This is a genomic window from Allobosea sp. 2KB_26 (genome assembly GCF_052115715.1).
Lineage (GTDB): Bacteria > Pseudomonadota > Alphaproteobacteria > Rhizobiales > Beijerinckiaceae > Allobosea.
Window position 1 is genome coordinate 234718 of the sequence record NZ_JBFRHE010000003.1, and the last position, 23376, is coordinate 258093.

At 67.3% G+C, this 23376-nt stretch carries 18 protein-coding genes; 9 read left to right on the forward strand and 9 right to left on the reverse strand.

Annotation, left to right across the window (positions count from 1 at the left end; translation table 11 throughout):
* Positions 1 to 42 precede the first annotated feature (42 nt).
* From AB4099_RS11880 to AB4099_RS11890, 3 genes are read left to right on the forward strand one after another with little or no spacing between them, the layout of a single operon-like run.
* A complete protein-coding gene (locus tag AB4099_RS11880; protein ID WP_441478242.1) occupies positions 43 to 1002 on the forward strand; it encodes an ABC transporter permease in 960 nt (319 codons plus the stop codon).
* A complete protein-coding gene (locus AB4099_RS11885; protein WP_441478243.1) occupies positions 1002 to 1904 on the forward strand; it encodes an ABC transporter permease in 903 nt (300 codons plus the stop codon). The genes AB4099_RS11880 and AB4099_RS11885 overlap by 1 nt, the downstream gene beginning before the upstream one ends.
* Before the next feature lie 24 nt (positions 1905 to 1928).
* Positions 1929 to 2846, forward strand: a complete 918-nt coding sequence (locus AB4099_RS11890) for a dihydrodipicolinate synthase family protein (protein WP_441478244.1) — start codon at positions 1929 to 1931, stop codon at positions 2844 to 2846.
* Positions 2847 to 2890: 44 nt separating this feature from the next.
* On the opposite strand, the gene AB4099_RS11895 is transcribed toward AB4099_RS11890, so the two are convergent.
* From AB4099_RS11895 to acnA, 4 genes are read right to left on the reverse strand one after another with little or no spacing between them, the layout of a single operon-like run.
* Positions 2891 to 3586: a transporter substrate-binding domain-containing protein gene (locus tag AB4099_RS11895; protein WP_441478245.1), complete on the reverse strand. Its 696-nt coding sequence runs from the start codon at positions 3584 to 3586 to the stop codon at positions 2891 to 2893.
* Positions 3583 to 4500 (reverse strand): GntR family transcriptional regulator, encoded by a 918-nt coding sequence (locus AB4099_RS11900; RefSeq protein ID WP_441478246.1) that lies wholly within the window; start codon positions 4498 to 4500, stop codon positions 3583 to 3585. Before AB4099_RS11900 ends, AB4099_RS11895 begins: the two co-directional genes overlap by 4 nt.
* A gap of 28 nt (positions 4501 to 4528) precedes the next feature.
* On the reverse strand, positions 4529 to 5677 hold the full coding sequence (locus tag AB4099_RS11905; protein WP_441478247.1) for a 2-methylaconitate cis-trans isomerase PrpF family protein: 1149 nt from the start codon (positions 5675 to 5677) through the stop codon (positions 4529 to 4531).
* Entirely contained in the window at positions 5674 to 8346 is a 2673-nt protein-coding gene (gene acnA / locus AB4099_RS11910) for an aconitate hydratase AcnA (protein ID WP_441478248.1), read from the reverse strand. Before acnA ends, AB4099_RS11905 begins: the two co-directional genes overlap by 4 nt.
* 103 nt (positions 8347 to 8449) lie before the next feature.
* Here acnA and AB4099_RS11915 point away from each other — a divergent pair, with 103 nt between their 5' ends.
* The 3 genes from AB4099_RS11915 to AB4099_RS11925 are packed head-to-tail and all read left to right on the forward strand — an operon-like array spanning position 8450 to position 11411.
* Positions 8450 to 9400, forward strand: coding sequence for a Bug family tripartite tricarboxylate transporter substrate binding protein (locus AB4099_RS11915; RefSeq protein ID WP_441478249.1), 951 nt, complete (start codon positions 8450 to 8452; stop codon positions 9398 to 9400).
* A complete protein-coding gene (locus tag AB4099_RS11920) occupies positions 9397 to 9903 on the forward strand; it encodes a tripartite tricarboxylate transporter TctB family protein (protein ID WP_441478250.1) in 507 nt (168 codons plus the stop codon). Before AB4099_RS11915 ends, AB4099_RS11920 begins: the two co-directional genes overlap by 4 nt.
* Entirely contained in the window at positions 9903 to 11411 is a 1509-nt protein-coding gene (locus AB4099_RS11925) for a tripartite tricarboxylate transporter permease (RefSeq protein ID WP_113516354.1), read from the forward strand. Before AB4099_RS11920 ends, AB4099_RS11925 begins: the two co-directional genes overlap by 1 nt.
* 84 nt (positions 11412 to 11495) lie before the next feature.
* On the opposite strand, the gene AB4099_RS11930 is transcribed toward AB4099_RS11925, so the two are convergent.
* The 4 genes from AB4099_RS11930 to AB4099_RS11945 form a co-directional block, all read right to left on the reverse strand.
* Positions 11496 to 15284: a DUF2339 domain-containing protein gene (locus AB4099_RS11930; RefSeq protein ID WP_441478251.1), complete on the reverse strand. Its 3789-nt coding sequence runs from the start codon at positions 15282 to 15284 to the stop codon at positions 11496 to 11498.
* Positions 15285 to 15533: 249 nt separating this feature from the next.
* Positions 15534 to 17096: an ABC transporter substrate-binding protein gene (locus AB4099_RS11935; protein WP_441478252.1), complete on the reverse strand. Its 1563-nt coding sequence runs from the start codon at positions 17094 to 17096 to the stop codon at positions 15534 to 15536.
* Positions 17097 to 17204: 108 nt separating this feature from the next.
* On the reverse strand, positions 17205 to 18095 hold the full coding sequence (locus AB4099_RS11940) for an ABC transporter permease (RefSeq protein ID WP_441478253.1): 891 nt from the start codon (positions 18093 to 18095) through the stop codon (positions 17205 to 17207).
* 13 nt (positions 18096 to 18108) lie between these two features.
* A complete protein-coding gene (locus AB4099_RS11945) occupies positions 18109 to 19050 on the reverse strand; it encodes an ABC transporter permease (protein WP_441478254.1) in 942 nt (313 codons plus the stop codon).
* Positions 19051 to 19258: 208 nt separating this feature from the next.
* On the opposite strand from AB4099_RS11945, the gene AB4099_RS11950 reads away from it, so the two are divergent.
* The 3 genes from AB4099_RS11950 to AB4099_RS11960 are packed head-to-tail and all read left to right on the forward strand — an operon-like array spanning position 19259 to position 22789.
* Positions 19259 to 20290 carry a LacI family DNA-binding transcriptional regulator gene (locus AB4099_RS11950; RefSeq protein ID WP_113516358.1) on the forward strand — a complete coding sequence of 344 codons (1032 nt, stop codon included), beginning with the start codon at positions 19259 to 19261 and terminating at the stop codon, positions 20288 to 20290.
* Positions 20280 to 21686, forward strand: a complete 1407-nt coding sequence (locus tag AB4099_RS11955) for an amidase (RefSeq protein ID WP_113516359.1) — start codon at positions 20280 to 20282, stop codon at positions 21684 to 21686. Before AB4099_RS11950 ends, AB4099_RS11955 begins: the two co-directional genes overlap by 11 nt.
* Positions 21683 to 22789 (forward strand): aldo/keto reductase, encoded by a 1107-nt coding sequence (locus AB4099_RS11960; RefSeq protein WP_441478255.1) that lies wholly within the window; start codon positions 21683 to 21685, stop codon positions 22787 to 22789. The genes AB4099_RS11955 and AB4099_RS11960 overlap by 4 nt, the downstream gene beginning before the upstream one ends.
* A 201-nt stretch (positions 22790 to 22990) precedes the next feature.
* Here AB4099_RS11960 and AB4099_RS11965 read toward each other — a convergent pair whose 3' ends face one another.
* On the reverse strand, positions 22991 to 23353 hold the full coding sequence (locus AB4099_RS11965; RefSeq protein WP_113516361.1) for a hypothetical protein: 363 nt from the start codon (positions 23351 to 23353) through the stop codon (positions 22991 to 22993).
* Positions 23354 to 23376: the final 23 nt, after the last annotated feature.

The following is a 23376-nucleotide window of genomic DNA, read 5'->3' on the forward strand; positions in this document are numbered from 1 at the left end:
CCGAAAAGGCCCTCCCTCGTCCCTTCGACGACGGACAGACCCATGCTTGGCTTCTATCTGAAACGGCTCGCCGCCGGCCTGATGATGCTGATCGCGCTCAGCATCCTGGTCTTCGTGCTGCTGCGCCTGGCCCCCGGCGACCCGGTCGACGCCTATCTCAATCCGCTGGCGCCGCTGAGCCAGACCGAGATGGACGCGCTGCGCCAGCGGCTGGGCCTCGACCGGTCCTGGCCCGTACAATATCTCGCCTGGCTCAGTGCGGCGCTCGCCGGCGATCTCGGCTACTCCATCGACAGGGCGGGCGTGCGTGTGCTGCCGCTGCTGGTCGAGCGCACCGGGCCGACCCTGCTGCTGATGCTGACCGGCCTTGCCATGGCGATCGTGCTGGGCATCGCGGCCGGCGTCATTGGGGCGGTCAAGCGCAACTCCGCCATCGATATCGGGCTCGCCCTGGTCGCCTTCGTCACGATCTCGACGCCGGCCTTCCTCAACGCCCTGCTCGGCCTCTATGCCTTTGCGGTGGTGCTGCGCTGGGCTCCCTCGGGCGGGATGCTGACGCCGGGCGCGCCCTTCTCGCTTTCCGACCTGCTGGCCCATCTCATCCTGCCCGCCTCGCTGCTGGCGGTCGTCTATTCCGCGCTGTTCATGCGCTACATGCGCTCCTCGATGATCGAGGTGCTGAACCAGGATTATCTGCGCACGGCCCGGGCCAAGGGCGTCGGCGAATTTGCGGTCATCGTCCGGCATGCCTTGCGCAACGCCATCCTGCCCGTCATCACCCTGATCGGCTCGACCATCGGCATCGCCATCGGCGGCGCGATATTCATCGAAAGCGTCTTCGACTGGCCGGGCATGGGGCTCCTGATGGTCAAGGCCGTCGAGACCCGCGACTACCCCGTGATCATGGGCGCGACGCTGCTGATCGGCGCCGGCGTCATCCTGGTCAACCTTCTGACCGACCTCGCCTATGCGGTGGTCGATCCGCGCATCCAGGTGAGATGATGAACGCGGATGCGCCGATCGCCGCGCGTGCGGCCGCCCTGCGAAGCCGGAGCCGGAGCCCGCTGCGACGCGCGCTCGGGCGCTTCCTTCGCAATCGCGCGGCGATCGCGGGACTGCTCATCCTGGCGCCCGTCCTGCTTGCCGTGCTGACCTACCCGCTCTGGTGGCGCCATGCGCCCAACAGCATCGATCTGCGGGCGCTGAATTCCGGGCCGACGGCGGCTCATTGGCTCGGCACCGACGGCGTCGGCCGCGATACGCTGGCCCGGCTGCTGCAGGGTGGGCGGATCTCGCTGCTGATCGCCTCGGTCTCGGTCGCGATCTCGCTTTGCGTCGGTTTTGTCGTCGGCGCGGTCGCCGCTTTTGGCGGGCGGGCCCTCGACGGCATGATCATGCGCCTTGTCGATCTCGCGATGACGCTGCCGCCGGTCATCCTGCTGCTGGTGCTCGCCTCGATCACCGGCACGGGAATTCTGCCGACGATCTTCGTGATCTCGCTCCTCTCCTGGCCGGTGCTGTCGCGCATGGTGCGGGCGCGCCTGCTCGAGCTGCGCGAACGCGATTTCGTCGTCGCCTCCCGCGGCTTCGGCGCCGGTCTCGGGCACCTGCTATGGCGCCATGCCCTGCCGAACTCGCTCGATATCCTCGTGGTCTACGCCACCGTGCAGGTGGCCAACGCGATCCTGCTCGAAGCGGGCCTCTCCTTTCTCGGCATGGGCATCGTCCCGCCCGAAGCGAGCTGGGGCAACATGCTCAGGGCCGCCCGCTCGACCGTCGTGCTGGAGCTGCACCCCTGGCAATGGATGCCCGCGGGCGCCGCGCTGGTCGCCACCGTGCTCGCCATCAATTTCATCGGAGACGGACTTCGCGACGCCTTCGATCCGCGCGCCGACATCACCTGATCAACGCAGAGAAAGCTTCGGTCCATGGCACGTTTCCACGGTGTGGTTCCCCCGGTCGTCACCCCGCTGACACAGGATTTTCGGGTCGATTACCCCTCCTTCACCAGGGTCATCGAGCATCTGCTCGAAGGTGGCGTCGACGGGCTCTTCGTGCTCGGATCGACCAGCGAGGTCGTCTTCCACGGCGATGACGAACGCCGCAGGATCATCGAGCATGCCGTCAAGATCAATAACGGCCGCGTGCCGATCTTTGCCGGAGTGATCGACCCGACGACCGACCGCGTCATCCAGCACGCAAAGGCGGCGCAATCGGCCGGCGCCGATGCGCTGGTCGTGACCGCCCCGTTCTACACCCGCACCAACCAGGCCGAGACGATCGACCATTTCCGCTATGTGCGCGAGGCGGTCGACTGCCCGGTGATCGCCTATGACATCCCCGTCTGCGTCCATATCAAGCTGGAGCGCCAGACGACCGTCACGCTCGCCCGCGAAGGCACCGTGGCCGGCCTGAAGGATTCCAGCGGCGACGACGGCAATTTCCGTTTCGTCCGGCAGGACCTCGCCGACATGCCGGATTTCTTCGCGATGACGGGCTCCGAAATCGTTGTCGACAACGCCGCGCTGATGGGCGCGCAGGGCGTGGTCCCCGGCCTCGCCAATGTCGACCCCAAGGGCTACGTCAAACTCTGGCGGCTGGCTCGAGAAGGCAAATGGAACGAGGCCCGCAAGGAGCAGGAACGGCTCTGCCGGCTGTTCGAGATGGTCTGGATCTCGCTCGGCCGGACCAGCGCCGGCTCGGCCGGCGTCGGCGCGTTCAAGACGGCGATGCAGCTTCTCGGCATCATCGACACCAACACGATGGCCCGCCCGCAACGCTCCCTCAACGCCGAGGAAGCGGCAGCGATCAAGGCCATCCTCCGCGAGACCGGGCTTCTCGGTTGAGCCGGGGATGACCGGGCTATTCCGATCGCGAGCCTGCGCCTGCCTTATGATGTCGCAAGGCTCGCGAGCGCGTCCTTGATCGCGGGGCGCTCGATCGCAACGCGCAGGAACCGCGACAACGCCGGCACAACGCTCGCCCGCGCGATCGGAACCGCCATCGCCTGGCGGATCTCCATGAAGGGCTCATCGATGAGGCGAAGCCCCGGATGGGACGCGACGAAAACCTGCGATGGCTGGCGGATGCCAGCGCCGGCGTCCAGCCCTGCTTCCACGAAATGCGGCAGGGCCTCGGCAGAGGTCGGGACGCCGATCAACTCCGCGTGGCGCAGCATCCGGCTGAGATGGAGATCGTAGGCTGCGCCGCGGCCGACCGCGATGCGATGTCCGGGCCGATCGAGCTCGCTCGGGCGCTGCCAGGGAGCGTCCCGCTTTACGACGAAAACGCCCTCGATGACGATATAGGGATCGCTGAAGGCAATCTGCGTTGCGCGCTGCGGATCGATCGCCAGAAAGGCGATATCCCAGGCTCCGCCCTGGCAGGCTTCGACGACACGAGCGGCCGAGTCGTAGGGCTGGAGTGCGAGTTCGATACCGAGCGTTCCGGCCAGTTCCCGCGCCAAGGTAACGCTGATGCCACCGAGTTCGCCGCTGCCGGGCGAACGCTGCGCCAGCACGGGATTGCCGAGATTGATCGCGGCGCGCAGCTTGCCACCCGGCGCGAGAGTATTGGCCAGGTTCATCTCGCACGACCATTCGCAGACGAAGGGGGATCGCCGACGACCGCCTTTTCCTCCGCGGCTCCGGAGAGATGTCGTTCAAGCTCGGTCGCAGCGGCCGCCTTGTCGCCCGACATCAGTGGGGCAATGATCGCGAGATGTTCGTCGCAGACACGGCGCACGCGCTCGCGATCGAGCGGGCGACCATATTCGATCAGGCGGCGCAGATGGTTGAGGCGCGTCAGCGTCTGCACGAAGAAGCGATTGCCGGACATCGCCGCCAGCGTTTCGTGGAAGGTGGAATTGATCTCGAACAGCTCGACCTGGCTCAGGCTGCCATAGCCGCTGTCGCGCACGAAACGCTGCTGCTCGGCCAGCGCGACGAGGCGGGGCAGATCCGGCGCGAACTCCTCGGAGCGCATGGCGGTCGGTTCCATCATCTGCCGGAAACGGTAGTTCTCGCGATAGGCGTCGATCGTGTCGATCAGGGGCTGGAAGGCCCAGCCCCGGCCTTGCCGGCGCTCGATCCAGCCCTCGGACGCGATCCGCGCCAGCACGTTGCGCAACCGTGCCCGCGAGAGATCGTAGCGGCGGATCAGCTCGTTCTCGCTCACCGTGTCGGGAAGAACCTGGTTCAAGCGGTCCATGGCGATGGCGAGGTAGACGCCGGCGTCGTCATCCTCGCCCTCCGTCGCCGGCTGGGTCTCCGCCGTTGCCGACGTGTCCTTGAGAAAGAACCCCTTGTTCGGGCGCTTCTCCAGCACGCCGGCCTCGGCCAGATGCGCCATCGCGGCGCGGATCGGCGTACGCGAGGCGCCCAGCACCGGCAGCAGCGAATCCTCGGTCAGGTGATGGCCGCTCTGCCAGCCCGACAGCCGCGCATGCGACAGGATCTGGTTGGCGAGCTTGATCTGGAGGGACGTCGGCGCAGCCGTCATTCAATTCCCCTGCGATTCACTTGGCCGTTCACCTGGCAAGCGACAAGGGCACCGCGATTTCGCCCTGCATCAGCCGGCGCGCCGTGCGGAACAGGACAGCGCTCTCTGCCATCCAGCCATCGCCGGCATGCCGGACAACCGCACCTACCGACACCAGCCCGGACGGATTGGCAACCCTCACCTCGCCTGCCGCGTTGGCCGGGCGCGACAAGCGGTTGGGCAGGGTTCCTTCAATCTGCGTCGCCACGCCGAGGTTGAGGCCGCCGGTTCCGGGAATGGCCCGGTGCGCCCGCTGCATCGAGATCATGCGCGTGGCGATGTCAAAGGCATTCTCGCCATGACGCTGGCCATCAAGTCCGGTGAAGGGCTTGGGCGCGGCCACCATCGCGATGCGGGGCGTCTGGAGCCCTATGCTATCAGGCGTCGGTCCCAGTCCGATCATGACGCCAGCATAGCGGCGCAGCTTTTCGAGAATGGCCATGACGCCCGGCTGCGCCTCGATCTCCTCGGGCGTCTCCGATCCGTCGAACCCAAGAGCCGCGGCGTCGACATAGACGATCAGCGAGGTGGCATCGACGATCGACAGCTCGAAACGGCCCTCGCTGCCAAGGTCGGCATGATCAAGAACGCGCCCGCTCGGCAGGAGCTTTCCCGTGACCGCACCGGCCGGCTCCAGGAAGTCGAGCCTTATCCGCGAGGCCCCGCTGGCAACGCCGGCAATGACATAATCTCCCACGGTTTCGGCCTTCCCGCTGCGAACCTGGAAGCGGGAGTGGATCAGCTTTTTCGTGTTGGTCTGGTGGATGCGGACCAGCACCTCGCCGTCGGAGGCCGGCACAAGGCCCTCGTCGACCGCGAAATGCCCGACGGCAGAGGAGAGGTTGCCGCAATTATTGCTCCAGTCGGCAACCGGTTCGTCGACCGCGATCTGAATGAAGGTGTAGTCGACATCGGCATCGGGATGCGTGGACGGGCCGATGATCACCGCTTTCGACAGTGAGGAGATCCCGCCGCCCATCCCGTCGAGCTGGCGGCCGTAAGGGTCCGGGCTGCCGAGCGCCGCGAGCAGGATCGCGCTGCACTGGTCTCGATCGGCGGGGAGCTCGCTCGCGCGGAAGAAGACGCCCTTGCTGGTTCCGCCCCGATAGAACACGGCGGGAATGAAATGCTGGCTCATGCGGTCCTCGCGATCGGCAGGTCGGCGCCCATATAGTCACGCCAGACGAAGGGCAGAATGCCGCCATGGCGCCAATAGGCGATATCCTCCGGCGTATCGAGCCGGATCGTCAGGGGACAATCGAGCGTTTCGCCGGTTTGGCGCGTGATGCGGCAGGTGACGGTAGCGCGGACGGCGAAATCGCCGTTGAGCCCTGCGATATCGAAAGTCTCGGTGCCGTCGAGCCCAAGCGTTTCCGCGGATATCCCGTTCTGGAACTGCAGCGGCAGCACGCCCATGCCGACGAGATTGGTCCGGTGGATGCGTTCGAACCCCTCGGCGATCACCGCCTTGACGCCAAGCAGGGCCACGCCCTTCGCCGCCCAGTCGCGCGAGGAGCCGCAGCCATAGTTCTTCCCGGCGATGACGACGAGCGGCGTGCCGCGCCTGAGATAGTCCTGTGCGGCCTCGAATATCCGCATCTGCTCGCCCTCGGGCATCAGCCGGGTGAAGCCGCCCTCCACTCCGGGAACGATACGGTTGCGCAGGCGGATATTGGCGAAGGTCGCCCGCACCGCGACGTCATGGTTCGCGCGCCTGGTCGTGTAATTGTTGAAATCGGCCTTCTTCACGCCATGCGCGATCAGAAAATCCGCAGACGGCGTGCCAAGGCTGATGGCGCCGGACGGCGAGATGTCGTCGGTCGTGATGGAGTCACCGAGGATCGCAAGCGGGCGCGCACCGGAAATGTCGAACTGCCGCGACGGCTCCGCACTCAGCCCCTCGAAATAGGGTGGCCGGCGCACATAGGTGCTGTCGGCCTGCCAGTCGAACAGCGCCGATGGCCGTGTCGCCAGACGGGCCCAGGGCTCGCCGCCATCGAACAGGTCGAGATATTTTTCCGCGAACACATCAGGCGTATAGCCGCGCTCGACCAGCGCAGCGATCTCGGCGGAGCTCGGCCAGATATCGGCAAGGAAGACCGGTTCGCCGTTTGAACCGGTGCCGAGAGGCTCACTGGTGAGATCGATGGTCAGCGATCCCGCGATCGCATAGGCGACGACGAGCGCCGGTGAAGCGAGATAGGCCGCCCGGACATTGGGGTGGATCCGGCCCTGGAAGTTGCGGTTGCCGGAGAGGACCGCGGTCGCCAGCACCCCGCCCTTCTCGATCGCATCGGCAATGGCAGGGGAAAGCGGGCCCGAACCGCCATTGCAGGTGGTGCAGCCGAAGCCGACGACCTGGAAGCCGAGAGCGTCGAAATCACGCTGAAGACCGCAGCGTTCGAGGATTTCGGCGACGACATGGCTGCCGGGAGCAAGCGAGGTCTTGACCCAGGGTTTTGACGTCAGCCCCCTGCGCACGGCATTGCGGGCGACGAGGCCGGCCGCGATCATGCCGACGGGGTTCGAGGTGTTCGTGCAGCTGGTGATCGCGGCAATGGCGACGTCGCCATCCCTGATCCCAAACTCCGTCCCCGACACCGGAAAGCGCTCGGCGGAGGGACTGTGCCCCGCGATCTCCCGGCAATGTCCGGCGAAGGCGGTCGCGGCCGCCGAGAGGTCGAAGCGATCCTCCGGATTCTTCGGTCCCGCCATGGAGGGCTCGATCTCGGCCAGATCGATATCGACGACGAGGTCGTAGCTCGGGGCGGGCGTCGCCTCGTCGCGCCAGAGTTTTTGGGCGCGCGCATAGGCTTCGATCAAAGCGATATGCTCGGCCGGGCGGGCCGTCATCGCGAGATACTCGATCGAACGCCGATCGATCGGGAAATAGACGGCGGTCGCGCCATATTCGGGCGCCATGTTGGCGATGGTTCCGCGGTCGGCGACCGACAGTGCCGCCACGCCCGGGCCGAAGAACTCCACGAATTCTCCGACGACGCCGACCTGGCGCAGGCGCTCGGTGATCGTCAGGACGAGATCGGTCGGCATGACACCGTCGCGCAGGCGCCCCGTGACCTCAACGCCGATCACGCGCGGCAAGGCGATCACGACCCCCTTGCCCAGCATCACGGCCTCGGCCTCGATCCCGCCGACGCCCCAGCCGAGAATGCCGAGGCCGTTGATCATCGGGGTATGGCTATCGGTGCCGACGCAGGTGTCCGGTGAGGCCAGTACGCCCCCCTCGAACGCCTCCGTCCAGACGACCTGACCGATTTTCTCGAGATGGAGCTGGTGCATGATGCCCTTGCCGGGCGGCACCACGCGGACACGGTCGAAGCTCTCCGAGCACCAGCGCAGGAAGGCGAAGCGTTCCGCGTTGCGGCGGTACTCCATGTCGAGATTCAGCCGCGGGGCGTCGCGCGTGCCGAAATAATCGACCTGAAGCGAGTGGTCGACGACGATGTCGACCGGAACGGCCGGATTGACGCGACGGGGATCACGCCCGGCCGCGGCCAGGGCATCGCGCAATGCGGCCATGTCGACCAGCATGACCTTGGCCAGGATGTCCTGACCGAAGATCCGGGTCGGCTTGAAGTTCAGCGCAGCCCCGGTCTCACGCCTCAGCAAAGCGTCGACCTGGGCGCTGGTGTCGCGTCCCTCGACGACCTGCTGCCGCAGCAGGTTTTCCAGCACGATCCGCAGCGAGAACGGCAAGCGATCGATGCCTTCCGCCCCGGCGATCGGAACATAATTCAGCCTCTGCGAGCCGCTGCTCAGCGCAACGATCCTGGCGTCCACGGGCATACGATCCTCCCTTGCATGTCGGCTTTGATTATATCTTGATTATCTAAAAAACAAGAGTTACGGATATCCAAAATACAATCTTGATCACCACGGGGAGGACACCATGCTGCGCAGAACATTCATCTCGATCGCTATGGCGGTTAGCGTTTCCGGGGCGGCGCTCGCCGAGCCGGCCAAGGTCATGGTCCCGGCAGGGGCCGGCGGCGGCTATGACACCACGACCCGTCTCGCGCTCGGCATGCTCGACAAGGCGGGGCTGTTCAAGGATGGGGCGGTCTTCACCAACAAGCCCGGCGCCGGCGGCACCCTGGGGCTGGGTGAGTTCATCCGGACGAGCAAGGGACAGGACAATGCCCTGATGGGCATGGGCGTGATCCTGCTCGGCTCGATCATGGCGACCAAGGGATCCCTGCCGATCACCGACACGACGCCGATCGCGCGACTGACCTTTGAATATAACGGGCTCGCCGTCCCGACGAGTTCGCCATTCAAGACCGTCAAGGACCTGACGGATGCTCTGAAGGCCAATCCGGGAGCCGTCTCGTTCGGCGGTGGCTCTGCCGGCGGGGTCGACCATATCATTGCGGGCATGATCGCCAGGAGCGCCGGGGTTGCTCCCGCACGGATCAACTATATCGCCTATGGCGGAGGCGCGGAGGCCGTCACCCAGCTCGCCGGCGGCAAGATCGCCGTCCTGGTTTCGGGAGCGTCCGAGCTGAAGGGCCTTGCCGATGCCGGCCGCGTCCGGATCATCGCCGTCACTTCGCCGGAACGCCTGCCGGAGGTCGAGGCACCCACCCTGAAGGAATCGGGCGTCGATGTCGCCATGGGCAACTGGCGCGGCATCGTCGGCGCTCCCGGCATGTCGGCGACGGCGCGGCAGAACTGGGTCGAACGGCTGGAGCGCATGACCGCCCAGGCGGAATGGAAGGCGGAACTCGCCAAGAGCGGCCTACAGAGCGCCTTCCTCGGGGGCAGCGGGTTTGGCGCCTTCATCGCGGAGGAAAACGCCCGCATCAGGCCGATCCTCGAAGAGCTGGGAGTGGCGAAGTGAAGACGTCGACGGGTTCGACGGCCCCAGCGCAGCGATTGCTGCGCTGGGGCCTTCCCCTCGCCGTGGCAGGTCTTGGCCTCGCGGTGCTCGCTGACGCCGCGCGCCTGCCCCTGACCCAGGCCTATGCCGGCATCGGTCCTGGCTTCTTCGTCCTCGCGGTTGGACTCGTGCTGACGGCACTGGGGGGCGCAATGGGGTATCAGGTGGCGCGGGGCGCCCGGTTCGAAGCCGAGGAAACCGAGGGCGCAGACCTGACGCGACCGATGTCGTGGGCCGGTTTCCTGACCGCCGCTGCCGGGGTCTTTCTCCCCGTTGGCCTCATAGGCTATGTGGGGTTCCCGCTCGCCGGCGCCATCGCCTACGCCTTCATCACCCGAGCCTATGGCTCGCGACGGCCGCTCCCAGACCTGGCGATCGGTCTCGCCGTATCAAGCGTCACCTGGTTCGCCTTCACCAAGCTCGGCGTTCAGCTCGGCGGCTTCCTTCCGCTCGGAGGGCTGTGATGTCCGTTCTCGATGCGCTGATCCATGGCTTTGCCGTCGCCGCGCAGCCGATGAACCTGCTTTGGGCGCTTGTCGGCTGCGCGCTCGGAACCGCGATCGGGGTCCTGCCCGGCATCGGCCCGGCCTTGACCATCACGCTTCTGCTGCCCGTGACGGTGACGCTGTCGCCGACAGCCGCCTTCATCATTTTCGCAGGCGTGTTCTATGGCGCCATGTATGGCGGCTCGACCACGTCGATCCTGATCAACACGCCCGGCGAATCCGGCTCGATGATCACGGCGCTGGAAGGCAACAAGATGGCCAAGAACGGCCGCGGCGCGGCCGCGCTGGCAACCGCCGCGATCGGTTCCTTCGTGGCCGGAACCATCGGCACGATGCTGCTGACGGTCGCTGCACCGGCGATCTCCGAGATTGCCTTCGTCTTCGGGCCTGCGGAGTATTTTGCCCTCGCCGTGCTCGCCTTCACCTCCGTCTCGGTCGTGCTCGGCACCTCGATCCTGCGCGGGCTGGTCTCGCTCTTCTTCGGGCTTTTCCTCGCGGTCATCGGCACCGATTTCCAGTCGGGCCTGCCCCGCCTGACACTCAGTGTTCCCGAACTGGCCGATGGCGTCGGCATCACCATCGTGCTCGTCGCGATGTTTGCCGTCGGCGAGATCCTCTTCGTCGCAAGCCGTCTCAGCCGGGAGCCCCAGAAGCTGATCGAGGTCAAGGGCCGGATCGCGATGACCCGAGAGGACTGGAGACGATCCTGGAAACCCTGGCTGCGCGGGGCGGCCATCGGCTTTCCGATCGGCGTCATGCCGGCGGGAGGATCGGAAATCCCGACGCTTCTCTCCTACACACTGGAGCGGCGTCTTTCCGAGAATCCCGAAGAGTTCGGACATGGCGCCATCGAAGGTGTCGCCGGGCCGGAAGCGGCCAATAACGCGGCCGTCGCCGGTGTCATGGTGCCGCTGCTCACGCTCGGCCTGCCAACGTCGGCGACCGCAGCCGTCATGCTCGCCGCCTTTCAGAACTACGGCCTGACGCCGGGCCCGACCCTGTTCACCAGCAATCCGGAGCTGGTCTGGGGCGTGATCGCCTCGCTCTATATCGGCAATATCATGCTGCTGGTTCTCAACCTGCCGATGGCGCGGGTTTGGGTGAAGCTGCTCGCCATCCCCAAACCCCATCTCTATGCGGGGATCCTGATCTTCTCGCTGGTCGGGGTCTGGGGGTTGTCGCAGTCCTGGGTCGATCTCCTGATCCTCGGCCTGCTCGGCCTTGTCGGCTACGGCTTCCGCTGCTGCTCCGTGCCGATCGCACCGGCGCTGATCGGCCTGATCCTGGGACCGATGGCGGAACTCCAGTTGCGCCGCGCTCTGGCGATTGGACAAGGTGACCCGCTGGTCCTGGTTTCGTCGCCGGTTGCCGCAATCCTTCTCAGCCTGGCGCTAGCGCTGCTTCTCTTCCCGCTCCTGCGGTTCTGGCGGCAGCGTTCGCAAGCTGATCTCGTCAAGGTCGCCTGATCCCCCGATCAGGCACTCCCATCCGGAGGCTTCAAGGGAGCCGTGACGAGATCACGGCTCCCTTTCTTGTGAGCGACGACAGGATCAGCCGCTCGCCGATGCTTCGGTCGCAGCCGCGCTCTCCCGGATTGCCGCGCCCTGCTGCGCATTTTCCCGCTGCAGCAGGCGCTGATAGGCCAGCCCGATGCCGACGAGGCTCGCGCCAAGGCCGATGAAGGAGAGCGCCCGCAACAGCCCTTCCAGCCCGGACATGTCGACCAGGAAGGCCTTGCAGATCGCAATGGTGACGACCGCGAGCGAGGCCAGGCGCAGATCCTTCGATTGCAGGCGGAAGCCGAGCGCCAGCAGCGCGACGCCATAGAGCAGGATCGCGGCCGAATAGGCGTAGAGCTCGGTCGCGCCGACGCCATCGGCCAGGAGATCGGGGCCGACGAACCAGCGCCGGACCTCGATCAGCACATAGGCGAGCGCACCGATGATCGCGGTGCCGCCAAAAATCCGCCGCGGCAGCGCGGCTGGAACGAATTCGCGCGTCCAGCGCGCCGCAGCGAAAGCCAGCAGCGCGGGCATGAGATAGCCGACCAGCGCATTGTCGAGGATGAACAGGCCCGCCAGCGGGACCTCGCTCAGCAGCGGATTGGCGACGACGCCCGAAAGAACCGCGAAGACGGCGCAGGAGGCGATCGCCGCGCTCTCCGGGCGCAAGGGCACAGCGCGCCCCTGGATCGTGACCGTGCCGGCGATCATTGCCGCAATGGCCATGATGAAACCGATTGCGGCGTAGCATCCGGCCTCGGCCAGCGTGACCGGCTCGTCCGAGACCAGCAGCGGACCATGGAAGCCGTGCCGCAGCAGCAGGAAGGCGCCAAGCGCCGTGCCCGCCCATGCCGTCCTGGCGAAGGCCCGGCTGATCGCGGGCCGCGCATCGCGCAACCAGAAGGCTGCGCCGGCAAAGGCGAGCACAACCGCGCCATAGCCCCAGAGGATGCGGTTGAAGATGACGGGACCGGAGACCCCGCTCTGATCGAGCAGCGGATTGCGGACGATGCCGAGCGCCAGAGCAGCCCAGCCGATCGCAGCGAAAGCGAGCACGCGCAGGACCCAACGGGTGACGCGGTTCTGCGCCACCTCGTGCCAGATGCGCGCGGCTGCTGCCAGGGCGAGCAGCGTGATCGTCACGATGACCGCCTCGATGAAGCCGACCGTCTCGACCGAGCGCGGCGCCAGCTCCGGGCCGGCAAAACCCTGCCGGACGATCAGGACGGCGCCAAGCGAGACCAGCACCGCCGCGCAGGCGGTCAGGCATTCGCCGATGCGCGAGCGCGCCTCTCCGCGATCGAGCCGGAAGCCGAGCAGGCCGAGCGCGCCCCCGGCGAGCACATAGAACAGAAGCCGGTTGAAGATCGGTGGCCCGAGCACCGCCGTGCCATCGAAGAGCGGGTTGAGCAGGCCGCAGAGCCCGGCGAGGCTGAGCAGAAGCAGGAGGGCCGCCGTGATATCAGCCGCCGGCCCGAAGACGCGTCCGCCCAGGCGGCGCGCCAGGGTTTGCAGGCCAGCGCCGATCAGGCCGAGCGCCACGACATGGGCGACAGCCTCCTCGAACAGGCGGTTTCGCGGCAGGCCGGAATAATGGCCGGCGATCAGCCTGATATCCGGGACAAGCTGGGGGCCGGCAAAGAACTGCCGGATCTCGAGCAGGATGAAGGCCGCGCCGAAGAAGGCCGCCAGGGCCTCATGAACGCTGCGCGGCCGGTCCAGCTTGCCGCGCAGCGCCAGCGCGCCGATGGCAAAGCACAGGGCTGGCCCCGCATAGGCCGGGATGACCCAGTTGACGAGCGGCCAGGAACCCATGTCGGAGACGATCGGCTGCCAGACCAGGCGCGCGAGCGCGGCCGTCGCCAGGGCGGCGGACATGCTGCGCAGAAGCGGGATCGGCCGCAGGCTGGCGATGATCGCGACGCCGGCCGCCGCGACGGCAAGCCCGACGACGAGCCAGGTCTCGCGCAGGGCAAAGGCGACGGCGAGGCCAAGCGCGATCGCGCCGCCGGCGGCGTAGGCGGCCGAGCCGATCAACGCCAGCGGGTTTGTCCGCGAGCGCGTGCTGCGGCGCTCGACCGGCAGCAGCATTTCGGACGCGGCAAACAGGGCGGCAGCGAGCAGAAGCGAGAGCGCCGCAAAGCCGGTCGAGCGCTCGAAACCGTTGCTGCGGAGCGCCGTCGCCAGCAGCAGGCAGAGCGGCCCGAGCGCGGAGGCGAAGCCGAGGCAGCCGCGGATAATGAAGCCGCCGGCCCCGGCGCCCTTGCGCAGGAGCAAGGCCGAGAGGGGCAAGCCGCCGATGATCAGGGCAAGCAGCGCCGCGCTCCACCGAATGCCCGGCCCGGCATTGCCGGTGATGCTCAGGCGGACGATGTCGAAGACGAGATCCGGCGAGAGCCCGAAGGCACCCTGCACGCTCGGCCAGAGCAGCACCATGCCGGCGGCGGCGGCCGCGGCGAGCGGCGCCAGCGGGGCAAGATCGCCGTGCCGGACAGCAGAAAGGATGGCGACCAGCACGGTCGTCAGGATGGCGAGATGCAGCATGCCGGGCCCGCCTTGGGCCGTCCACAGCACCCCGGACAGGACCAGCGGCGTCGCGATCGCGGCAAGGCCGATGCCGTCGAAGCCGGCGACCGGCCAGGCGCTTCTGGCTGTTCCGCCCCTCAGCTTCGGCCATTCCTTCAGCAAGACAAGCGCCAGCACCGCTCCGACGATAAGCAGAAGGGATGACCATGTCGGGCTCTCCCCAGACAGCCCGATCAGGGCAGTCCAGATGCCATGGCCGGCGATGGCGCCGAGCGTCACCACGCGGCTCGGCTGCCTGGCGTGCAGGAGAAAGGCGACAGCCGTGACGAGGGCGAGGAACACGGAGAGCGCCGGAAAACTCGGCGCGGTGCTCGCGACCAGCAGCGGCGTCGCATAGGAGCCGACCAGGCCGAACAGGCCAAGCACCGGGCCATGCAGCAGGGATGCGGCGAGTGCTGCGAGCCCGATCAGCCCCATCAGCGTGAAAGCCAGGCCCGGCCCGATGAAGCCGTGGATCGCATGGGCGGCGTAGACGACGCCGAAGCCGCTAAGCACGCTGACGCCGGCGAGAACCGCGGGAATATTGGCCCCGCCGAGCCGACCGAGCGCGCCCGGCCGCTCGCCGAGATCGGCGAGCCGATCGCTCCGCCTGAGATATTCGCTGGCCACGGCTGCCATGAGGGAGAAGGCTGCGCCCATCAGCAGCCGCATGCCGGGGCCGAAAACGCCGGCCTCGATGGAATAGCGGACGAGGAAGAGCCCGCCGAAGGCGAGTGCGATGCCGCCGACCCAGACGGCCCAGCGCGAGCCGATGGCCTCCTCGAGATCGCGGCGGGGCGCGGCTGGCACAGGTTCAGGCGTTGCAACGCTATCGAGCGATGGCGGGGCCTCGGCCTCCGCGCCCCGCGCCAGCTCCATTGTCGCGACAGCCTGCTCCAGCGCCACCGCTTCGGCTGCGCGTGCGTCGGCAGGAAGCGGGGCGGCGGCGATGGGTTCCGCCGGGGTCTGCAGTGTCGTCTGCAGCGCGGCCTCGGCCGCGAGGGCTGGATCTTCCGCCGGGGCAAGCTCGCGATGCAGCCATTCCGCCGCGACGCCTCCGTCCTCGGCCTCTGCTTCAGCCTCCGCCTGACCGGGTTCGCCGCGGGCTTCGCGGAGCGTGGAGAGGGCAAGCCGGAGCTGGTCGATCTCCTCCTGCTGCTTCGCAACCAGGGCCAGCGCGCGATTGGCGCGCGAGAGGGAGGAGAAGGCGGCCCAGGGAATGGCGATGAGGAAGCCAATGACGGCAAAGCCGAGTATCACCAAAGCTTCCAAGGCAGGCCCTCAACCTAAAGTCGTTCGCCCCCGACACTTAGGGCACCGGGCCGGGAATTGTCTAATCGCGTGGGACAGTGCCCAGATCCGGCTGGAAAGATGGGCAAGAGAGCCCACACGCGTCGCGCCCGATCCGAGCCGCATATGCAGGGTCTCAATATCCGGGCGGTGGCCTCCTCGCGCAACGAGCGCCCGGACGTGCCGGACGCTCGCTCGGTTTCAGACGCCCCGCGGGGCTTAAGCGCAACATCAGCGCGATTTGGCGACATTCCAATAGACCGGCACGCCCGGGGTCAGGAGGCCCGCCAAGTTGGCCTGATGCCCGCGCACCAGCCAGAACTGGCCGACAGAGACGTAGGGCACGGTTTCGAGCGCGCGTTCCTGTACTTGCCGCGCGATCGTCTTGCGGCCCTCGATATCGGGCGCCGTGGTGAAGCTGGCGCGCAGCTTTTCGATCTCGTCGTCGCAGGGCCAGCCGAACCAGGCCTTGTCGCAGTTCGAGCGCAGCGCGAGATGGCCGAGCGGCTCGGACATGTCGGGTGCGGCCGGGCCGGAGAGGAAGGCCGACCACCCCCCCTGCTCGACCGGGTTCTTGCTGGTGCGCCGGCTCGACAGCGTGCCCCAGTCCATCGCCTGATAATCGACGTTGAGGCCGATATCGCGCATCATTTGCGCCACGACCAGCGTGTGCGGGCTGAGCGCGGTCTCGGTCGCATCGAGCAGGACGATCTTCTCGCCCTTGTAGCCGCTCTCGCTCACCAGCTTCTTGGCTGCGGCGGCATCGGGCGAAGGCCAGCCGGATTTGGTGAAATAGGGCGAGTCGCACATGTAGAAGGACGGGCAATTGGTGAAGAGCGCCTTGTCGTCGACATAGGCCCGCAGGGTCTGCTCCTGATCGACCAAGCGCAATATCGCCTGGCGCAGCTTCTGGTTGTTGAAGGGAGGCTGCGACTGGTTCATGCGAAACACGCCCTGAAGCGCCGAAAGCTTCGCGATCGCGATCTTCGGGTTCTTCCTGGCAATGCCGATCATGTCCGGCGGCAGCTCCTCGAAGATATCGATCTCTCCGGCCTGCAGCGCGTTCAGCGCCGTCTGCGCGTCCGGCATGATCAGCCATTCCACGCGGTCGACCTTGGCCTGCTTGCCGCCGGCGAGCCCGTCCGCGGCCTCCTGGCGCGGCTGGTACATCGGCGCCTTGGCGTAGACGATCTTGGCGCCGGGCGACCATTCCTCCTTGACCAGCATGAAGGGGCCGGAACCGACCGCATCGGTGATGTTCTGGTTCGACGGCGTCGCGGCGATGCGGGCCGGCATGATGACCGGCAGCATCGAGCTCGGCTTGCCGAGCGCGTCGAGCACCAGGCCCCAGCGGTCCTTCAAGACCAGCGTCACGGTTTTCGGGTCGGTTGCCGTCAGCGAGGCGGTATGGGCCATGAGCTGCTGGCCGAGACCGTCCTTCTCGCCCCAGCGCTTCAGTGAGGCGACGACATCGGCCGCGGTCACCGGCTGGTTGTCGTGGAACGTCAACCCGTCGCGCAACACAAAAGTCCAGGTCAGGCCGTCCGGCGCGGTGCTGTAGCTCGCGACCATCTGGGGCTTGATCGCCCCGCTCGAATCCTGCGCGAACAGCATGTCGTAGACCATGTAGCCATGGTTGCGGACCATGTAGTCCGAGGTCGTCATCGGATCGAGCGTGCGCAGATCGCCGAAGGGCCGCACCTTCAGCACGCTCTGCGCCAGCGCCGGCAGGCTGGCCATGGTCATCGCCATGGCTGCGGCCGCCATCGTCATCCGTCTCGTCAAACGCGTCATCAATCCCTCCCTGAAATCCTCGGTCCGTTCGGCCCGCCTTGACCCGGCGGTGTCTCCTTGGCCGCGTGAGCGCGGCGGTGTTTCGGCAGCCCTTCGCAGCCCTTGCGGTCAGGCCTTCAGCTTGCGCACCAGGCGCGGGTCGATCGCGTCGCGCAGCGCATCACCCAGCACGTTGACGGTCAGCACCAGGAGCGCCAGCGCGACGCCGGGAAAGGCGATCATCCAGGGCGCGCGCTGCATGAAGGGCCGGGCCTCGGCCAGCATGTTGCCCCAGCTCGGGATCGTCGGCGGCGTGCCGGCGCCCAGGAACGAGAGGATGGATTCGACGATCATCGCCGAGGCGAAGACATAGGTCGCCTGGATGATCACGGGAGCCGCGGCATTCGGCAGGACATGCAGCAAGAGGATGCGCGGCACGGGCGCTCCGTTGGTGATCGCCGCCTCGACATAGGTCTGCTCACGGATCACCAGTACCGAGGAGCGCACGATCCGCGCCATCCGCGGGATCTCCGCGACGCTGATCGCGATGACCACGTTCTTCACGCTGGAACCGAACAGCGACATCAGCGCGATGGCGAGCAGGATGCCAGGAATCGCCATGATGCCGTCCATGATGCGCATGACGACGCCGTCGAGCCGGCGCATGAAACCGGCGACGAGCCCGATCAGCAGGCCGAAGATGACGGTCACCGCGGTGACGAGCGCGCCGACCGTCAAGGAGATCGCCGTGCCGTTCAGCGTGCGGGAGAAGGTCGAACGGCCGACCTGATCGGTGCCGAACAGATGATCGAGCCCCGGCGGCCTGAGCCGCTGGATCGGATTGAGTCTCGCGGGATCGACGAGGACGAGCGGCGCGATCAGCGCGACCGCCGTGAACAGCAGGATCACGGCGAGCCCGCCGAGAATCACGGGATTGGCGCGCAGGAAGCGCCATGTCGCCCCCGCGTGGGACGAAACGCCCATCCTCGCTTCGACGACGCCCGCTCGGGTCTCGGTCATTGCCATGCGACCCTCAGTAGCGAATGCGCGGGTCGAACAGCACGTAGCTGAGATCGACCAGGAGATTGACGACGACGTAGATGACCGAGAACACGAGGATCAGGCCCTGCACGACCGGATAGTCGCGGCGCAGGATCGCGTCGGTCGTGAGCCGGCCGAGGCCGGGGATGTTGAACACGGTCTCGGTGACCACGACCCCGCCGAGCAGGGCGGCAATGCCGACGCCGACCACCGTCACGATCGGGATCGCGGCATTCTTCAACGCATGGCGCAGGACGACGCGCTGGGGACGGACGCCCTTGGCATGCGCGGTACGGACATAGTCCTCGGACAGCACCTCCAGCAGGCTCGCGCGCGTGATGCGGGCCAGCAGCGACGCATAGAGCATGGCGAGCGCCAGGCCTGGCAGGACAAGGCTGTTGAGGCAGGGCAGCAGCCCCTGGGAGAGCGGAACATAGCCCTGGGTCGGAAACCAGCCGAGCGTCAGCGCGAAGACATAGACGAGCAGGAAGGCGACGACGAAGACCGGCGAGGAAAAGCCGAGCATGGCGAAGGCCATCACCGCCCTGTCGACGGCGCTGCCCGCCTTGACCGCCGCGATCGTGCCGAGCGGCAGCGCGATCGCCAGCGCCATCACCAGCGCGACCAGCGCCAGCATCGCCGTCGGCTCGACGCGGAGCCCGATCAGCCGCGTCACCTCCATGTCGGAGAAGACCGAGCGCCCGAGATCGCCGCGCGCCAGCTGGCCGACCCAGCTCACGAGCTGCTCGACCAGCGGGCGATTCAGGCCGAGCTGCTCGCGAATCGTCTCGATCTGCGCCGTCGTCGCCTGATCGCCGGCGATCAGGACGGCAGGATCGCCCGGCGTGAGCCGCAGCAGCAGGAAGACGAACAGCGCCACGAAGGCGAGGACCGGAATCGTCGAGACCAGCCGGCGCAGAATGTAGGGAATCATGCGCGGGACACCGCGCGCAGCGCCGCAGCGGGACAGGGCATCGTCACGATCTCGCTCCCTCCATCACGTTCTTTTGTAAAACGTTTCAAACAAGGCTCTCACAGATTTTTATATCCATCAAGTTCCTATATCCCGACATTATTTCTTGCTAATCGCTAGACCCTTCGCAAGACTGAATCATGAATTGAACCGTTTTACAGGAGGCTGCATGGCGACGATACGGGACGTGGCGCGACTGGCGAATGTCTCGGTTGCGACCGTCTCCAACGCGCTGAACAGCGCGGACCGCGTCAGCCCCGAATTGCTGACCCGGGTGCGCGCCGCAGTCGAGAAACTGAGTTATGCCCCGCATGCGGGAGCCCGTTCGCTGCGCAAGCGATCGAGCGGCCTGCTCGGCCTCGTCGTCGGCGACATCACCAACCCGTTCTTCTCGGATCTGTTCGAGGCGGTCGAGGATGCCGCGGCCGCCAGCGGCTATCTCGTGCTGCTGTGCAATTCGAGCGAACGCAGCGAGCGCGAGGAAGCGCATCTCAAGATGCTGCGGTCGCAGCGGATCGACGGCTTGATCCTGGCGCCGACCGGCACAGCCTCGATGAACCGGGCCTCCCTGCTCGCCCAGCTCGAGGTTCCGGTCGTGCTGGTCGACCGCGCCATGGACGGTCTCGGCTATGATTGCGTCGTCCTCGACAACCATCGCGCCGCGTTCGAGGCCACGGGCCATCTCATCGCCTGCGGCCACCGGCGCATCGGCCTGATCAACGGCCCGGACGCGCTGCGCACCGCGTCAGATCGCATGCAGGGCTATCGCGAAGCCCTGCTCTCGGCCGGCCTGCGCTTCGACCCGACGCTGGTGCGCGAAGCCGATTTCCAGGAGCAGCCGGCCTATGACGCCGCGCTCGCGCTGCTGGCCCTGCCGGAGCCGCCGACCGCGATCTTCGCCACCAACAATCTGATGACGATCGGCGCCGTCAGGGCGCTGGCCGATCGCGGCCTTGCCTGCCCCGAGGACATCTCGCTCGTCGGCATCGACGACCTGCCCTGGGCGGATGCCGTCTCGCCGCGCCTGACCGCGATCGCGCAGCCCGTCCGCGCCATGGGCGAAGCGGCGCTGGCGCTGCTTGCCGAGCGCATCGCCGGAACCCGCCTCGGCCCCGGAACCATGACGGTGATGGCACCACGCCTGGTCGTTCGCCGTTCCTGCAGCAGCCCCGCCTCATCCAGGACCCTCCATGTCGACTGATCTGATCCATCTCGACGCGCTTGCCGTCCGCGACCTGCTGGCCGATGGCATGGTGACCTCCGTCGATCTCGTGCACGCCGCCGCCGCGCGGCTCGCGGCGGTCGAGCCTGCCGTCAATGCGGTGCCGACGCTCTGTCTCGATCGCGCTTTGGAACAGGCGCAGGCCGCCGACGACGCCCGGCGCGCCGGGCATGTGTCGGTGCTCGGCGGCATCCCGATCGTCGTCAAGGACAACAACGACGTCGCAGGCATCCGTAACACCGGCGGCACCGCGATCTTCAAGGACCGTATCTCGGCAAGCTCCGACCGCACGGTCGCGCTGATGGAGCGCAACGGCGCGATCGTGCTCGGCAAATCCAACCTGTCGGAGCTTGGCGGCGCCCAGACGACCAACAGCGTGCACGGCTCCACCCGCAATCCCTACGACACCCGCCTCACCTGCGGCGGCTCCTCGGGGGGTGCGGCCGTCGCGCTCGCGACGGGCGAGGCCTGGCTCGCCCATGGCAATGATTATGGCGGCAGCCTGCGCATCCCGGCCGCCTTCTGCAATGTCGCGGGATTGCGGCCGACGCCTGGCCGCGTGCCCCGAAAACATCTGGCAGACCCGTTCGACACGATCTTCGTCGAAGGACCGATGGCCCGCAACGTCGCCGACCTCGCCCTCTTCTTCGATGCGATGACCGGCTTCGACCCCGGGGATTTCCTGACCGCCCCCTCGCAGCAGCCGCCCTTCCTCGAGGCCGCGCGGAAGCCGACCCGGCCGCAGCGCCTCGCCATCTCCGCCGATCTCGGCGCGCTTCCGGTCGCGGCGCCGATCCGGCAGGCGATCGCGAGCCTGGCTCAGGTGCTGGTGCGGGCCGGTATCGCCGTCCATCATGGCGCCCCCGACGTGACGGGTGCCATGGAAACCTTTCGGGTGCTGCGCGGCGAGAGCTTCTTTGCGACCTGGGAGCCGCTGGTCGACGCACACCGCGCCAGATTCCCCGCGCCGGTGATGGAGGATATCCTGCGCGGGCGCGACCAGTCCGGCCGCGCGATCGCAGCCGCCAACCGCAGCCGCTCCGACCTCTACCGCAAGGCCGTGGCCTTCCTCGATCAGCATGATTTTCTGATCTGCCCGGCCACCCAGGCCATGCCCTTCCCGATCGAGACGCTGTTCCTCAGCGAGATCGAGGGCCAGCCAATGCAGGACTATCTCGACTGGATCTCGATCACCGCGATCTGGTCGCTGACCGGTTTGCCCGCGTTGTCGATCCCGATTGGCTTCTCCAAGGACGGCCTGCCGATCGGCGTCCAGATTCTGGCGCATGGCGGACGCGAGGCCGAGCTGTTTCGCCTCGGCGCCTGGATCGAGCGCGAGCTCGCCTTGCCCCGGGCGCCGATCGATCCGCGATGAGCGCGACGGAGGGCCAAGTACCCGCGCCCTTGCCCGCCGCCCTGCCCCGGCGCGCCGTCGGCACTCTCGCGCCGAGCCTGCTCGGCTTTGGTGGAGCGCCCTTGGGCGATCTCTACCAGCGCCTCGACGAGAGCACGGCCCGGGCGACCGTGCACGCGGCCCTCGCTGCCGGGATCGATCTCATCGATACGGCGCCGCTCTACGGTCGCGGCCTCTCGGAGCACCGCATCGGCGCCGCCCTGCGCGACGTCCCGCGCGACAGCGTCATCCTGTCGAGCAAGGTCGGGCGCTGGATGGATCCGACGCTGCCGCCGCAAGACGGTTCCGGCTATCTGGGCGGACTGCCGCACCGGGCAGTGATCGACTATTCCTATGATGGCGCCATGCGCTCCTTCGAGCAGTCGCTCCTGCGCCTCGGCACCGACCGGATCGACATCCTGCTGATCCACGATATCGATGTCTGGACCCATGGCGCAGAGGCCGAGCAGCGCTTTTCCGAGGCGATGAACGGCGCCTATCGTGCACTCGACCGCTTGCGGAGCTCGGGCGCGGTCAAGGCCATCGGCATCGGCGTCAATGAGGCGCAGATGTGCGAACGCTTTGCCCATGCTGGCGATTTCGACGTGATGATGCTGGCCGGGCGCTACACGCTGCTCGAACAGGGCGCGCTCGACAGCTTTCTGCCGCTCGCCCTGCGCAGGAATATCGCCGTCCTGCTCGCCGGCGTCTTCAATTCCGGCATTCTCGCCACCGGCGCCCGCCCCGGCGCCTATTACGATTACCGCGCCGCGCCGCCGGACATCCTGGCGCGGGTCGCCCGCATCGAGGAGATCTGCCGGGCGCATGACGTCGCCCTGCCGCAGGCCGCTCTCGCCTTCTGCGCCGCCCACCCGGCGGTCGCCAGCATCGTGCTGGGCGCAGTGACGCCGGGCGAGATCAGCCGGAACGTCGCCTCGCTGCTTGCGCCCGTGCCATCGGCGCTCTGGCGCGACCTCAAGGCCCAGGGCCTGCTGCCCGCCGGGGCACCGACCCCGGAACGCTCGGGCCCAGCGCCTTCCGCCAGCGCAATCGCCGCTCCCTTGGTGAACTCCCGTCGGGAGTGAGGCGATCACGATCCTCAGACGCGGCGGCCGCGCTCCACCATTCGAGCAGGCAGAGCGTGAACACGACGAAGCGGTTCCAAATACAAAAGGCCCGCCATTCCCTTCGAAACGGCGGGCCACGATCGGCAAGGCGGACAGGGATATTCCCCCTGGAGAATGATCAGGCCTGCCCGGGACGGGCGTGTCCGGACAGGCTTTGGATCACCAGCGTTCGTAATATCCGGGACGCGGGCCGTAACCAGGGCGCGGGCCGTAGCCGGGGCGCGGGCCATACCCAGGGCGAGGTCCATAGCCAGGACGCGGTCCGTAACCGGGACGTGGGCCGTAGCCAGGACGGTGGCCATAGCCGCCGCGACCATAGCGCTGCTGGCGGTTGGCTTCCTGCATCATCATCAGCCGGCGCTCCTTGGCGGCGGTCATGCTGTATTCGGCTGGCTGCCGGTCGAGGCCGGCGGCCAGGCCAGCGGGTAAAGCTTCGGCACTGGCGGGCGTAGGAGAAGCAACGGCTGCACCTGCGATCGCGATCGCACCCAGCACGCTCGCAAGGAAGGTCTTTCGGTTCATCTCGGATCCAATCTTCAAGGCCG